The organism is Neorhizobium sp. T25_13 (assembly GCF_002968675.1).
GTDB classification, from domain to species: domain Bacteria; phylum Pseudomonadota; class Alphaproteobacteria; order Rhizobiales; family Rhizobiaceae; genus Neorhizobium; species Neorhizobium tomejilense.
Genome location: NZ_PVBI01000014.1, coordinates 97381 through 111076 on the forward strand (window position 1 = coordinate 97381; position 13696 = coordinate 111076).

Consider the following 13696-nt stretch of genomic DNA (forward strand, 5'->3'; position numbering starts at 1 on the left):
GGGTCCAGAGTTTACGCCTATATAGGAAGCCGGAGCGAGGCCGCAAAGCCGTCGCCTGGGTCCAGTTCAGGCCGTCAGGAAGTCGGTCAGTGTCCAGGCTCCATCCGAGCCGGCGACAAAGCCGCGATAGTCGAGCACGGCGAGGCCGGCAGGAGGATAGCCGCCGGGGATGGCCGCCACCATCTGGTCGGCGCCGATCAGCCCTTCCAGCACTTCTTCCATGGTCGGGTTGTGGCCGACGAGCATGACCGAGTTGCTGTCCCGCTGGCCGCCAAGAATCGCAAGGTAGGTGCCGAGCGAGCCGTTGTAGAGTTCGTCGATGAAGACAGGCTCGATCTCCTCGCTGATCGCGCGGCGGATCGCTTCGGCGGTCTGGCGGCATCGCGTGGCGGTGGAACTGAGAAGGATATCAGGCCTGTAGTTGCGATCGGCGGCCTTGTCGGCAACGATCTCGGCCTGTGCGAAACCCTGATTGTCGAGAGGGCGATCGAAGTCATGCTGTCCCGGCTCCGCCCAGCCGGATTTGGCATGGCGCAGCAGGTAGATGCGGGAAGGAGGAGGAGTGATCGTCGTCATGCCCGGCACCGCTAGTGAGAGGATGGAAGCGATGGGTAGCCTTTCGGCACGAGACTCGTCAACTGCCGCAGATGTTCTGAATTAGGCTGGCCCGGCAAAGCCTCCTGTGGAGAAGAGTTTCGGACGTTCAGAATAAAAGCTTAAAAAATAGCCGTTTAGCGGATTTTTATGACAGTTTTAAAAATGCCTTAATACTGAGCGCGAGGCTTGAATCCGGATGGGAGGATAGGATATAGAGCGCCGCATGAGATGTTCTTCAGGAGAATCGCGTTGAGTGAGAAGATCGATCTTAGCAATTATGTGCTCTCTGAAAACGATGAGTTCATGAATGCAAATCAGAAGGCGTATTTCCGGGCAAAGCTTATCGCCTGGAAAAACGATATCCTGAGAGAAGCGCGCGAAACGCTGGGTCACCTGGCAGAAGAGAGCGCCAACCACCCGGATCTCGCCGACCGGGCTTCCTCCGAAACCGACAGAGCTATCGAGCTTCGAGCCCGTGACCGCCAGCGCAAGCTGATTTCCAAAATCGATGCCGCCTTGCAGCGCATCGAAGATGGCACCTACGGTTACTGCGAGGAAACGGGCGAACCGATCGGTCTCAAGCGTCTCGACGCTCGTCCGATCGCCACGCTGTCGATCGAGGCACAGGAACGCCACGAGCGCCGCGAAAAGGTCTATCGGGACGAATAATCCGCCCGATCAGTCGAAAACGAATTCAAGGCACGGTTTTCCGTGCCTTTTTTCTTGGCAGAAAATTCAATCCTAGCGCCGGCTCACTTGTCGCGGGTGCCAGCTCACTTGTCGCGGGTGACGGACATCTCGCCGAAGATGCGGGCGACTTCCGACTGCAGGCTCGGTTCCGGCGTGGCACCGGTGACCGGCGGGACGCCGGGGTTCCTTGGCTGTATCTGGCGATTCGGCTGAGGGATGACGGCAGTTTCGCGGGCCGCAAGGTTGTTGGCCATTTCCTCTTCGAGAATCCGCTCAAAATCGCTGCCGAGCTGTTTCGGCTTGTCGGCGGCCGATTGCAGGGCAGGCGGCACGATCGCGGCGCTGACCGGCACGGCGCGCGACTCGGGTGCTTCCTGGAAGACCCGCCCGCGGGCGGCGTCGAGCACGTCGGCTGCGTCGTCGAAAGCCGGAACCTGGGCAGGGGCTGGGGCAGGCGGCAGCGGAGGTGCAGCAGCGGCTGCCAGTGCCGCGATCGGCCGCAACTGTTCGGATTTTACCTCCGGGGCTTGACGTGCCGGCGGTTCGATCCGGGGGGCGGCGGCCGGCTCGGCAGCTGCTGCGTTGTTGGCCTGGGCAGGCGATGCAGGCCGCGGCGCCAGTGTGCCGCTCATCGGTATGGGTCCGCTAGCGGGAGCCGCCGGCGGAGCGGCGCGCGGCGTCTCTCGCGGCGGCACGACGCTTTCCCGGGCCGGCTCGACGCGCGGTTCCGGAGCCGCGGGGCGTGGGATCGGGGCAGGGCGTGGTTCGGCAACGGCAGCCGGTCGGGCTTCCATGGCGGCTGCGGCCTGAGCGGGAACCGTCATGTCCATCGGCTGGAACCGGCTGGCCGCTGTCGCCGGCATGGCATGTGCGGCCGTCGATATTCCGCTTTCGATGACGATATCGGTCGGTCCGCCGATCATGATCAGGTGTTCGACCCCGTCGCGGCGGATCAGAACCAGGCGACGCCTTGCATCGACGGCCGCCGCATCCAGGACCTGAAGCCGCGGCTGGCGGTTCTTGCCGCCGCGCACGAAGGGCGAAGGGCCGGAACGGCTGCGGATGAGCCAGAGCACGCCGATCAGGACGAGAAGCCCAATGCCGACGCCGACGACTGCGATTACCAGGCGGCCTCCATAGGCGCCCATCAGCTCTTCGAACATCTCTTGCCACTCCTCATATGAACGCCGCGGTAAAAAACGACTTTTTTCCTACCGAAGCAAGCTGCTAACTGTCACTGTCCCGCGCTGAAAAACAGCGTAGAAAAGCAAAGATAGGTCACTCCGCCAAACTGTCCCGGGTTTTGTGGCGAAGCAGAGCTTTTTGCTTAACCTGCAACTTGCTAATAAGGAATCGCGGGATTCCCGATCCCTGAATGTTCATGGCCGCAGCGCCGGTCGAAATGCGAGGAATTGATGACGAAGTTGCAGCAGAGCGGCAACTACGAGGCGCCCCTGGTGGAAAAAGGGACGCGTGGCGGCACCATCATCCGTATCGTCCTCCTGGCGCTCGTTCTCTGTGGCGTGGCCGCCGGATTCGTGCTGTTTCAGCATGCGCTCGACAACGAACTGGTGCTCGGCCTGCTCGGCATTCTCGCCATGGTCGGCATCTTCTTCCTGGTGTCGTCGATCATCGGCCTCGTCGAGGTCATGCCGCAGTCGCGTTCTGACGAGCTGGCCCGCGGTTTCCTCGCCAATCATCCCGACGGAATTCTGATCACCGACGCCAAGGGCCGTATTCTCTACGCCAATGCCGCCTATGGCCGGATGACCGGCGCGACCAAGGCGAGCAACGTGCAGTCGCTCGAAGCGCTTTTGTCTAAGACCCGCGAATCGACCGAGGCGCTTTACAGGTTGACGACGGCTCTGCGCGAAGGCCGGGAAGGCCATGAGGAGTTCCGGCTTCTCCAGCCGATCGGACGGACGACCGGCAACGGTTCCGGTGCACACTGGTACCGTCTCAAGGCACGGCTGCTGACGCCCGCCGACAGCCGCAAGGGCCAGCTCGACATCTGGCAGATCACCGACATCACCTCGGAACGAGACGACCAGGAACGGTTCTTCCGCGAACTGCAGAACGCCATCGACTATCTCGACCATGCGCCCGCCGGGTTCTTCTCCGCCGGCAAGAAGGGTGAAATCTTCTATTTGAACGCCACGCTTGCCGAGTGGCTCGGCATCGACCTGACCAAGTTCGTGCCGCGCTCGGTGACAATCGCCGATCTGGTGGCAGGCGAGGGCATGGCGCTGATCCAGTCGGTGCAGGCCGCACCCGGGCTGAAACGCACTGAGACGCTCGATCTCGACCTTCGCCGCGCCAACGGCCAGAGCCTGCCCGTGCGCCTGGTGCACAATGTCAGCGCCACCCGCGATGGTGCGCCGGGCGAGAGCCGGACCATCGTGCTGGCACGGCCAAAGGGCGGCGAGGGCGACCAGTCGGCTTCCGCCATGCGCTTCACGCGCTTCTTCAACAACACGCCGATGGCGATCGCCTCCGTCGATGGCGAGGGCAGGATCCTGCGCATCAATGCGCCGTTCCTCAAACTGTTTGCCGGCGTCGTTTCCCGCGACGACGTGGATGCCGGTATCGAACTCGACCGCATCGTTCACGACAATTCACGCCAGCATCTGATGCAGGCGATTGCCGCTGCCAAGGACGGGCAGGGCGATATCGCCCCGATTGATTCGCGCCACCCCGGTGACGAGAACCGCTATGTGCGCTTCTATGTGAACGCCGTGATCGACGAGAGCGACGAGGCGCCGGAAGAAGCCGCGATCGTCTACGCCGTCGAGACGACCGAGCAGAAGGCGCTCGAAACCCAGATGGCCCAGACCCAGAAGCTCAATGCGGTCGGCACGCTGGCGGGCGGCATCGCCCACGACTTCAACAACGTCCTGACCGCGATCCTTCTGTCCTCCGATCACCTCCTGCTGCAGGCGCGCCCCTCCGACGCGAGCTTTGCCGACCTGATGGAGATCAAGCGCAACGCCAACCGCGCCGCCGTGCTGGTGCGCCAGCTGCTCGCTTTCTCGCGCAAGCAGACCATGCGTCCGGCGGTGCTGAACCTCACCGATGTCGTCGGCGACCTGCGCATGCTGGTCGACCGGCTGATCTCCGGCACCAATGTGAAGCTCGAAGTGGACTACGGCCGCGATCTCTGGCCGGTGCGCACCGACCTGTCGCAATTCGAGCAGGTGCTGATCAACCTCTGCGTCAACGCGCGCGATGCCATGCCCCAGGGCGGCACGATCCTGATCAAGACCCGCAATGTATCCGCCGAGGATGCCGGCGGTTTCAACCAGGCGGATCTGCCGGCCGAGGATTTCGTGATGGTCGAGGTTTCCGACACCGGCACGGGCATTTCGCCCGAAATCATGGACAAGATCTTCGAACCGTTCTTCACCACCAAGGAAGTGGGCAAGGGCACCGGCCTCGGCCTCTCGATGGTCTACGGCATCGTCAAACAGTCCGGCGGCTATATCTATCCCGAATCGGAAGTCGGACGCGGCACGAGTTTCCGCATGTTCCTGCCACGCCACATTCCCGAAACGCCTGTCATCGTCCAGGACGTTACCGCAACCGGTACGCAGGCGCAGCCGGCCGCTATCGCGCCTGTCGTGTCGACGCCTGCTTCCGACGACCTCGACCTCACGGGAAAGTCGGCGGTGGTCCTGCTCGTCGAGGACGAGGAGGCCGTCCGCCGCGGCGGCAAGCGCATGCTGGAAACCCGTGGCTACACCGTGCACGAGGCGGGTTCCGGCACCGAAGCGCTCGACATCATGGAAGAGCTGCAGGGCAAGGTGGATATCGTCGTCTCCGACGTCGTCATGCCGGAAATGGATGGGCCGACGCTTTTGACCGAGCTGCGCAAGATCTATCCGGACATGAAGTTCATCTTCGTTTCGGGCTATGCCGAGGATGCGTTTGCCCGCAACCTGCCGGCCGACGCCAAGTTCGGCTTCCTGCCGAAGCCCTTCTCGCTGAAGCAGCTTGCCGTGGCGGTCCGGGAAATGCTCGATTCGGAGTGAGAATCGGATTGTCTCTCATAAATTTCAAGCGCCGCGATTTCCTCGTCAAATTGCGGCGCAGCTTTGATTTCAAACGGGAATTTTCCACACCCAGGCGGGCGTGAACATCCTGAGAACGAAATCGAAATATCTATTTTGACTCAATCGCTTGAGCGACCCTTGTCAAATGAGAACAAAATAGGTACATCACCTTTATCGGCTGCTTCATTGCGTGCGCGGCGGCAATAACCTAAAGGTGGGACCAGATGGCACAGAATAGTTTGCGGCTCGTAGAGGATAAAGGCGTGGACAAGAGTAAGGCGCTGGAAGCGGCATTGTCGCAGATCGAACGGTCCTTCGGTAAGGGATCGATCATGAAGCTCGGTGCAAACGAGAGCATTGTCGAAATCGAGACGGTTTCCACCGGCTCTCTCAGCCTCGATATCGCGCTCGGCATTGGCGGCCTGCCGAAGGGCCGCATCGTTGAAATCTACGGCCCGGAAAGCTCCGGCAAGACGACGCTTGCATTGCAGACGATCGCCGAAGCCCAGAAGAAGGGCGGCATCTGCGCCTTCGTCGATGCCGAACATGCGCTCGACCCGGTCTATGCCCGCAAGCTTGGCGTCGATCTCCAGAACCTTCTGATCTCGCAGCCGGATACCGGCGAGCAGGCGCTTGAAATCACCGACACGCTGGTCCGTTCCGGTGCCGTCGATGTGCTCGTTATCGATTCGGTTGCGGCATTGACGCCGCGCGCCGAAATCGAGGGCGAAATGGGCGACAGCCTGCCGGGCCTTCAGGCACGCCTGATGAGCCAGGCGCTGCGCAAGCTCACCGCTTCGATTTCCAAGTCGAATACGATGGTGATCTTCATCAACCAGATCCGCATGAAGATCGGTGTGATGTTCGGTTCCCCCGAAACCACCACCGGTGGCAACGCCTTGAAATTCTACGCCTCTGTTCGCCTCGACATCCGCCGTATCGGCCAGGTCAAGGAACGCGAGGAAGTGGTCGGCAACCAGACCCGCGTCAAGGTCGTCAAGAACAAGATGGCGCCTCCCTTCAAGCAGGTCGAATTCGACATCATGTATGGCGAAGGCGTTTCCAAGACCGGCGAACTGGTGGATCTCGGCGTCAAGGCCGGCATCGTCGAGAAGTCAGGTGCCTGGTTCTCCTATAACAGCCAGCGCCTCGGCCAGGGCCGCGAGAACGCCAAGACCTTCCTGCGTGACAATCCCGAACTCGCCCGCGAGATCGAGACGTCGCTCCGCCAGAATGCCGGCCTCATCGCCGACCGTTTCCTGCAGAATGGCGGCCCGGACGCTGACGACGGCGACGCGGCTGCAGATATGTAAGCCCTCCCGCCGCACTCGGAGTTTTCTCCGGCTGATTGCTTTTGAACCGGCCGCGCATGGAAAGATGTGCGGCCGGTTTCTCGTTCGGTTAGGCGGCGGGGCGGCTGGACAGTTGGGGGTGTGGGCGATACAAGCCTTTGGTTTTCGAATAATAGGACCGCATCCGGCGGTAAAAAGGGCGTAGCATGAGCGGCGTGAATGAAATCCGGTCGACCTTCCTCGACTATTTCCGAAAGAACGGACACGAGGTCGTCTCCTCCAGTCCGCTGGTGCCGCGCAACGATCCGACGCTGATGTTCACCAATGCCGGCATGGTTCAGTTCAAGAACGTGTTCACCGGTCTTGAAAAACGCCCCTATACGACCGCGACGACGGCACAGAAATGCGTTCGCGCCGGTGGCAAGCATAACGACCTCGACAATGTCGGTTATACCGCTCGTCACCACACCTTCTTCGAAATGCTCGGCAATTTCTCCTTCGGCGACTATTTCAAGGCGAATGCGATCGAGCTTGCCTGGAACCTGATCACCAAGGAATTCGGCCTCGACGCCAAGCGCCTCCTGGTCACCGTCTACCACACCGATGACGAGGCTTTCGACCTCTGGAAGAAGATCGCCGGTCTTTCGGACGACAGGATCATCCGCATTCCGACCAGCGACAATTTCTGGGCGATGGGCGATACCGGTCCCTGCGGCCCGTGCTCGGAAATCTTCTATGACCACGGCGACCATATCTGGGGCGGCCCGCCCGGTTCGCCGGAAGAGGACGGCGACCGGTTCATCGAGATCTGGAACCTCGTCTTCATGCAGTACGAGCAGGTGACGAAGGAAGAACGGATCGACCTGCCGCGCCCGTCGATCGACACCGGCATGGGCCTGGAGCGTGTTGCAGCCGTCCTGCAGGGGCAGCACGACAATTACGATATCGACCTGTTCCGCGCCCTGATCTCTGCCTCGGAAGAGGCGACCGGCATCAAGGCGGAACGCGAGCATCGCGGCAGCCACCGCGTCATCGCCGACCACCTGCGCTCCTCCGCGTTCCTGATTGCCGACGGCGTCCTGCCCTCGAACGAAGGCCGCGGTTATGTGCTTCGCCGCATCATGCGCCGCGCCATGCGTCATGCGCAGCTTCTCGGCGCCCGCGATCCGCTGCTCTGGAAACTGCTGCCGGCGCTCATCCAGCAGATGGGCCGCGCCTATCCGGAATTGGTGCGTGCGGAATCGCTGATTTCGGAAACGCTGAAGCTCGAGGAAAACCGTTTTCGCAAGACGCTGGAGCGCGGCCTTTCGCTGCTGTCGGATGCGACGAACACGCTTCACAAGGGCGACATGCTCGATGGCGAGACCGCCTTCAAGCTCTACGACACCTACGGTTTCCCGCTCGATCTGACGCAGGACGCTTTGCGCGCCCGCGAAATCGGCGTCGATATTTCCGGTTTCACCGACGCCATGCAGCGCCAGAAGGCGGAAGCCCGCTCGCATTGGACCGGTTCCGGCGACAAGGCGACGGAAACGATCTGGTTTGAACTCAAGGAAAAGCACGGCGCGACCGAATTCCTCGGATATGACACGGAAACCGCTGAAGGCGTGGTGCAGGCGATCGTTCGCGACGGCAAGGCTGTCGACAGCGCCTCCGCCGGCGAACAGATCCAGATCGTCGTCAACCAGACGCCGTTCTACGGCGAATCCGGCGGCCAGATGGGCGATACCGGCGTAATCTCGACCGACAATGCCAAGCTGAATGTCTCGGATACCCAGAAGAAGGGCGAAGGCTTGTTCGTCCACGTCGCGACCGTCGCTGAAGGCACGTTGAAGGTCGGTGATGCGGTGGCGCTGACAGTCGATCACGTCCGTCGCTCGCGCCTGCGTTCCAACCATTCGGCCACCCATCTGCTGCATGAGGCGCTTCGTGAAGTGCTCGGCACCCACGTGGCCCAGAAGGGTTCGCTGGTAGCGCCCGAGCGGCTGCGTTTCGACGTCTCGCATCCGAAGCCGATGTCGGCGGAGGAACTGCAGAAGGTCGAGGACATGGCAAACGCCATCATCCTGCAGAATGCACCGGTCACGACCCGACTGATGAGCGTCGACGACGCGATCGCCGAAGGCGCCATGGCGCTGTTCGGCGAAAAATACGGCGAAGAAGTTCGCGTCGTTGCGATGGGAAAGGCGATCGAAGGTCCGAAGGCCGGCAAGCCCTATTCAGTCGAGCTCTGCGGTGGCACGCATGTCAACGCGACCGGCGATATCGGCCTTGTCCGCGTTCTCGGCGAAAGTGCCGTCGGCGCCGGCGTTCGCCGTGTCGAAGCCGTGACGGGCGAGGCGGCGCGGGCCTATCTCGCTGAGCAGGATGAGCGCGTGAAGACGCTCGCCGGCGCCTTGAAGGTGCAGCCGGCGGAGTTGGTGTCGCGCGTCGAAGCGCTGATCGACGAGCGCCGCAAGCTCGAGAAGGAACTGGCGGATGCCAAGCGCCGGCTTGCCATGGGCGGCGGGCAGGGCGGTTCGGCCGGCGATTTCAAGGAGATCGGCGGCATCAAGTTCATGGGCAAGGCGCTCAACGGCATCGATGCAAAGGACCTCAAGGGCCTGGCGGATGAAGGCAAGGCGAGCCTCGGCTCCGGCGTCGTCACGCTGATCGGCGTTTCGGAAGACGGCAAGGCAAGCGCCGTGGTCGCGGTCACGCCGGATCTGGTCGAGCGCTTCAGCGCCGTGGACCTGGTCCGAATCGCATCTGTGGCGCTTGGCGGCAAGGGCGGGGGCGGCCGTCCGGACATGGCCCAGGCTGGTGGCCCCGATGGCGCCAAGGCCAATGAGGCGCTTGACGCGGTGGCAGCCGCTCTCGGCGCCTGACGACAAACACCGGAAGCGGGTATGGCCCGCTTTTCGGTTTCAAAGGAAGACCAATGGGCGTGACGGCCAAGATCGACGACGAGCTGGACGAGGTCGAAAGCGGCCTCGTGCCGGCGCTCTTTAGGGATGCGCCGAGCTCGGTTTCGTTCAACAAGCTGCGCAAGCGCCTGCTCCGGCAGGTGCGGCAGGCCTTCGACGATTTTGGCATGCTGAACGGCCAGAAACGCTGGCTGGTCGGTGTCTCCGGCGGCAAGGATTCCTATTCGCTGCTCGCCATACTGCTCGATCTGCAATGGCGCGGCCTGCTGCCCGTGGAACTCCTTGCCTGCAATCTCGACCAGGGCCAGCCGAACTTCCCGAAGCATATATTGCCGGAATACCTCGCTTCGATCGGCGTGAAGCACCGCATCGAATATCGCGATACCTATTCGATCGTGAAGGAAAAGGTCCCGGAAGGCGCCACCTATTGCTCGCTCTGTTCCAGGCTGCGGCGCGGCAACCTCTACAGGATCGCCCGCGAAGAGGGCTGCGATGCTCTGGTGCTCGGCCATCACCGGGAAGACATACTCGAAACCTTTTTCATGAACTTTTTCCATGGCGGCAGGCTCGCGGGCATGCCGGCAAAGCTCTTGAACGACGAGGGCGACGTGATGGTGCTGAGGCCGCTTGCCTATTGCGCCGAGGACGATCTGGCCAAATTCGCCGCCGCCTTGCAGTTCCCGATCATCCCGTGTGATCTCTGCGGCTCGCAGGATGGCCTGCAGCGCAATTCCATGAAGGCGATGCTTGCCGATATCGAGGCCCGCATGCCGGGCCGCAAGGATACGATGCTGCGCGCGCTCGCGCACGTGAACCCGTCGCACCTGCTCGATCCGAAACTCTTCGATTTTTCCGGCCTGCAAGCCACCCAAAGTCTCTGAATTCCTCCCGAACCCAGTCTTCCCGCACCAATCCCCCAAGAGACCACGTCATGACCCTTCCGCTCGACATCACGAAGCTTGCCGATCTTCTGCGCCTCGCCGCCAAGGCCGAAATCCTGCCGCGTTTCCGGCGGCTCGGCAGCGGCGACGTCCGCTCCAAGAGCGAGCCGTCCGACCTGGTGACCGAGGCCGACGAGGCCGCCGAGCGGATGATCCGCCGTGAGCTCGAAGCCTTTGCGCCCGGCGCCCTCTTCGTCGGCGAGGAATCGGTGGCGGCCGATCCGTCGCTGCTCGCCAAGCTCGCCGATGCGGATTTCGCCGTCGTCGTCGATCCTGTCGACGGCACCTTCAACTTCGCCTCGGGCATCCCCGCCTTCGGCGTCATGGCCTCCGTCGTCTGGAAGGGCGAGACGGTCGCCGGGATCATCTACGATCCGATGGGCGATGACTGGGTCATGGCGGAAAGGGGCGCCGGAGCGTTCCTGCGGCGTCCGGACGGCGAAGCGATCCGCCTTGCTGTCGCCGAAACCCGGCCGATCGAAGCCATGATCGGCATGGCATCGCCCGGATATTTCTTCGGCGGCGAGCGGGAGCGGATTCTCGGCAATCTCGCCAAGGTCCGGTTCTTCGCCAATTATCGCTGCTCGGCCCATGAATACCGCACCTTTGCCGGCGGCCACGTGCAGTTCGTGCTCTACAACAAGCTGATGCCCTGGGACCATCTGGCCGGCACGCTGATCGGCACGGAGGCGGGCGGTTACGTGGCGCGCTTCGACGGTTCCCCCTACATGCCGCACCATGTCGACGGCGGGCTGCTGCTCGCGACCGACAAGGAAAGCTGGCAGATGCTGCGCAACGAGATCATTGGCCACTGAAATAGCGGCCATCAGCAAGAAAGAGGCCGGATTGCTCCGGCCTCTTTCGTTGGGGAATGTATCTCAGATCTTCGGATTATGCGGCTGGAAGAGTTTTCCCTTTTCGCCGATCAGCACGAAGATCAGTCCGATGATCGAGACGGTGAAGAAGCCTGCGACCAGAGGCAGGGCCGTACCGTCGAAGGCCTGGCCGATCGCGACGCCAATCAGCGCGCCACCGACCGTGCTCATGAAGCCGAGGACGGCTGACGCCGTTCCGGCGACATGGCCAAGCGGCTCCATGGCGAGCGAATTGAAGTTCGAGCCGATCCAGCCGAACTGGAACATGGCGAGCCCGAAAAACACGATGAAGATCACGAGCGGCATGGGTTGAGGCCCGAAGATCTGCACGAGCATCCAAACGAGCGTGATGCCGATAAAGCCAAACAGCGAGCCGTGCGAAAGGCGCCGCATGCCGAAACGCCCAACAAACTTGGCGTTCAGGAAGGATGCGGCAGACATGAACACCGCCACGCAGGCGAAGACCACCGGAAACCAGACGCCGACGTCATAGATCCCGACATAAATCTGTTGGGCCGAATTGATGAAGCCGAACAGGGCGCCGAAGATGAATGTGCTGGCAATCGTGTAGCAGAGGGCGAGGCGATTGGTCAGAACCATCTGGAAGGCGTGCAGGATCGAGGAAATGGTGAAGGGACGCACATCGGCCGGATCGAGTGTTTCCGGAAGGCGCGAATACATCCAGAAGCCGATGCCGAGCGCGGCGATTGCCATGAACACGAAAATCAGGTGCCAGTTGCCGAATAGCATGATCACCTGGCCCGTCGCCGGCGCGATGACCGGCACAACCATGAAGACCATCATGATCAGCGACATGACTTCCGCCATGGCGCGACCACCATATACGTCGCGCACGATCGAAATGGAAATCACCCGTGTTGCGGCCGCTCCGGCACCCTGGATGAAGCGAAGGGCCAGCAGCGCTCCGAACGATGGCGCGACGACGGCACCGACCGCGCAGACGAAATAGAGGCCGAGGCCGAAGAGCATCGGGTTCCTGCGACCGAAACGGTCGGAGATCGATCCGTAGATGATCTGCGCGGCGCCGAGGCCGAAGAGATAGGCGGAAACGACATATTGCCGATGGTTCTCGTTGACGACGCCGAGCGAGGCGCCGATCTCCTGCAGGCCAGGGAGCATGATGTCGATGGCGAGCGAATTGATGGCCATCAACATCGCCATCATCGCGATGAATTCGACCCGGCCCATGCCGCGCAGGCGGTCCGGGGCCGTTTGTGAAGGATTGGTCACAGCAGCTTCCTAAAAACAACGTGAAAGGCGCCGTTGGGAGCGGCGCCTTGAAAATATCTTATAAAAATCCCGGACCGAAGCCCGGAAGATCTCAGGCCGCGCCGCGGACGCTGATGCCCTGTTCCTGCAGGTGAGTCTGCAGTTCGCCGGACTGGAACATCTCGCGGACGATATCGCAACCGCCGATGAATTCGCCCTTGACGTAAAGCTGCGGAATGGTCGGCCAGTTGGAATAGTCCTTGATGCCCTGGCGGATTTCCGCATCGGCGAGCACGTTGACACCCTTGTAGTCCAGGCCGAGATAGTCGAGAATCTGCACGACCTGGCCGGAGAAACCACACTGCGGGAACTGCGGGGTGCCCTTCATGAAGAGAACCACATCATTGGTCTTCACTTCGTTGGCGATAAAATCGGTAATTCCGCTCATGTCCTATCCTTTCACATGCGGTTTCAAGGGCCGCTGCGCTGCGTCATCTGCCTTAAATAGCAACGTGGCATCGGGAATTCCAGCGGAATAGTCCGTCGGAAAGCGCTTATTGCCTCGCATGACTGCCGTTTAACCCTTGGACCGGGTACATTGGGGTCAGCGGCTGCGCTGCTTGCTGCGACTTGCCGTCGTGCGCCGGCGGCTCACTTGTTTCGTCGCCGGCTTCGCCGAGCGTCTGGCTGTGGTCTTGGTGCGTGCAGTCTTTCTGGCGAAACGCCCGGTAGTGGCCGAGCGGATCTGCCGCTTCTTGCGTTTGGCGGGCGTCCGACCATGCGACTTACCGAGAAGTTCCTTCAGGGCAGTCTCGACCAGGCCGGTAACGATCTCCTTGATCAGGTCAGGCATCGCTCACTCCGCCGGAGCCGAAGTCTGCAATGCCAGCGCGTGGAGCACGCCGCCCATATTGCCCTTCAGGGCCTCGTAGACCATCTGGTGCTGCTGCACCCGGCTTTTCCCCCGGAACGCTTCTGCCACCACTTCCGCGGCATAATGGTCGCCGTCGCCGGCAAGATCCCGGATGGTGACCTTGGCACCGGGAATGCCGGCCTTGATCAGGTCTTCGATTTCACCGGGTCTCATAGCCATGATGTCATCCCTTTTATCTCTCC

The 13696-nt window shown here is 61.8% G+C and carries 12 protein-coding genes; 6 read left to right on the top strand and 6 right to left on the bottom strand.

What is annotated here, in order from left to right:
- Positions 1-66: 66 nt before the first annotated feature.
- On the bottom strand, positions 67-576 hold the full coding sequence (locus tag C5J22_RS25715; RefSeq protein ID WP_105440590.1) for a histidine phosphatase family protein: 510 nt from the start codon (positions 574-576) through the stop codon (positions 67-69).
- A gap of 270 nt (positions 577-846) precedes the next feature.
- Between C5J22_RS25715 and dksA the strand changes: the two genes are divergently transcribed.
- The gene (dksA, locus tag C5J22_RS25720; RefSeq protein ID WP_007771163.1) at positions 847-1266 is read left to right on the top strand and encodes an RNA polymerase-binding protein DksA; all 420 of its coding nucleotides are present in this window, start codon (positions 847-849) and stop codon (positions 1264-1266) included.
- A gap of 104 nt (positions 1267-1370) precedes the next feature.
- Here dksA and C5J22_RS25725 read toward each other — a convergent pair whose 3' ends face one another.
- Positions 1371-2450 carry a flagellar biosynthetic protein FliO gene (locus C5J22_RS25725; protein ID WP_105440545.1) on the bottom strand — a complete coding sequence of 360 codons (1080 nt, stop codon included), beginning with the start codon at positions 2448-2450 and terminating at the stop codon, positions 1371-1373.
- A 252-nt stretch (positions 2451-2702) separates the two neighbouring features.
- Here C5J22_RS25725 and cckA point away from each other — a divergent pair, with 252 nt between their 5' ends.
- The 5 genes from cckA to C5J22_RS25750 all read left to right on the top strand — a co-directional run bounded on the left by cckA (position 2703) and on the right by C5J22_RS25750 (position 11290).
- Entirely contained in the window at positions 2703-5315 is a 2613-nt protein-coding gene (cckA, locus tag C5J22_RS25730; RefSeq protein ID WP_105440546.1) for a cell cycle histidine kinase CckA, read from the top strand.
- Between the two features lie 245 nt (positions 5316-5560).
- Positions 5561-6649 (top strand): recombinase RecA, encoded by a 1089-nt coding sequence (gene recA / locus C5J22_RS25735; RefSeq protein WP_038542844.1) that lies wholly within the window; start codon positions 5561-5563, stop codon positions 6647-6649.
- A gap of 185 nt (positions 6650-6834) precedes the next feature.
- Entirely contained in the window at positions 6835-9495 is a 2661-nt protein-coding gene (alaS, locus tag C5J22_RS25740) for an alanine--tRNA ligase (protein WP_105440547.1), read from the top strand.
- A 53-nt stretch (positions 9496-9548) separates the two neighbouring features.
- Positions 9549-10415, top strand: coding sequence for a tRNA 2-thiocytidine(32) synthetase TtcA (ttcA, locus tag C5J22_RS25745; protein WP_105440548.1), 867 nt, complete (start codon positions 9549-9551; stop codon positions 10413-10415).
- A gap of 50 nt (positions 10416-10465) precedes the next feature.
- Positions 10466-11290 carry an inositol monophosphatase family protein gene (locus tag C5J22_RS25750; protein WP_105440549.1) on the top strand — a complete coding sequence of 275 codons (825 nt, stop codon included), beginning with the start codon at positions 10466-10468 and terminating at the stop codon, positions 11288-11290.
- A gap of 63 nt (positions 11291-11353) precedes the next feature.
- Here C5J22_RS25750 and C5J22_RS25755 read toward each other — a convergent pair whose 3' ends face one another.
- From C5J22_RS25755 to C5J22_RS25770, 4 genes are all read right to left on the bottom strand, one after another.
- On the bottom strand, positions 11354-12601 hold the full coding sequence (locus C5J22_RS25755; protein ID WP_371412669.1) for a multidrug effflux MFS transporter: 1248 nt from the start codon (positions 12599-12601) through the stop codon (positions 11354-11356).
- 91 nt (positions 12602-12692) lie between these two features.
- On the bottom strand, positions 12693-13028 hold the full coding sequence (grxD, locus tag C5J22_RS25760; protein ID WP_007770088.1) for a Grx4 family monothiol glutaredoxin: 336 nt from the start codon (positions 13026-13028) through the stop codon (positions 12693-12695).
- Between the two features lie 156 nt (positions 13029-13184).
- On the bottom strand, positions 13185-13433 hold the full coding sequence (locus tag C5J22_RS25765; protein WP_105440550.1) for a hypothetical protein: 249 nt from the start codon (positions 13431-13433) through the stop codon (positions 13185-13187).
- Between the two features lie 3 nt (positions 13434-13436).
- The gene (locus tag C5J22_RS25770; RefSeq protein WP_007770085.1) at positions 13437-13673 is read right to left on the bottom strand and encodes a BolA family protein; all 237 of its coding nucleotides are present in this window, start codon (positions 13671-13673) and stop codon (positions 13437-13439) included.
- Positions 13674-13696: the final 23 nt, after the last annotated feature.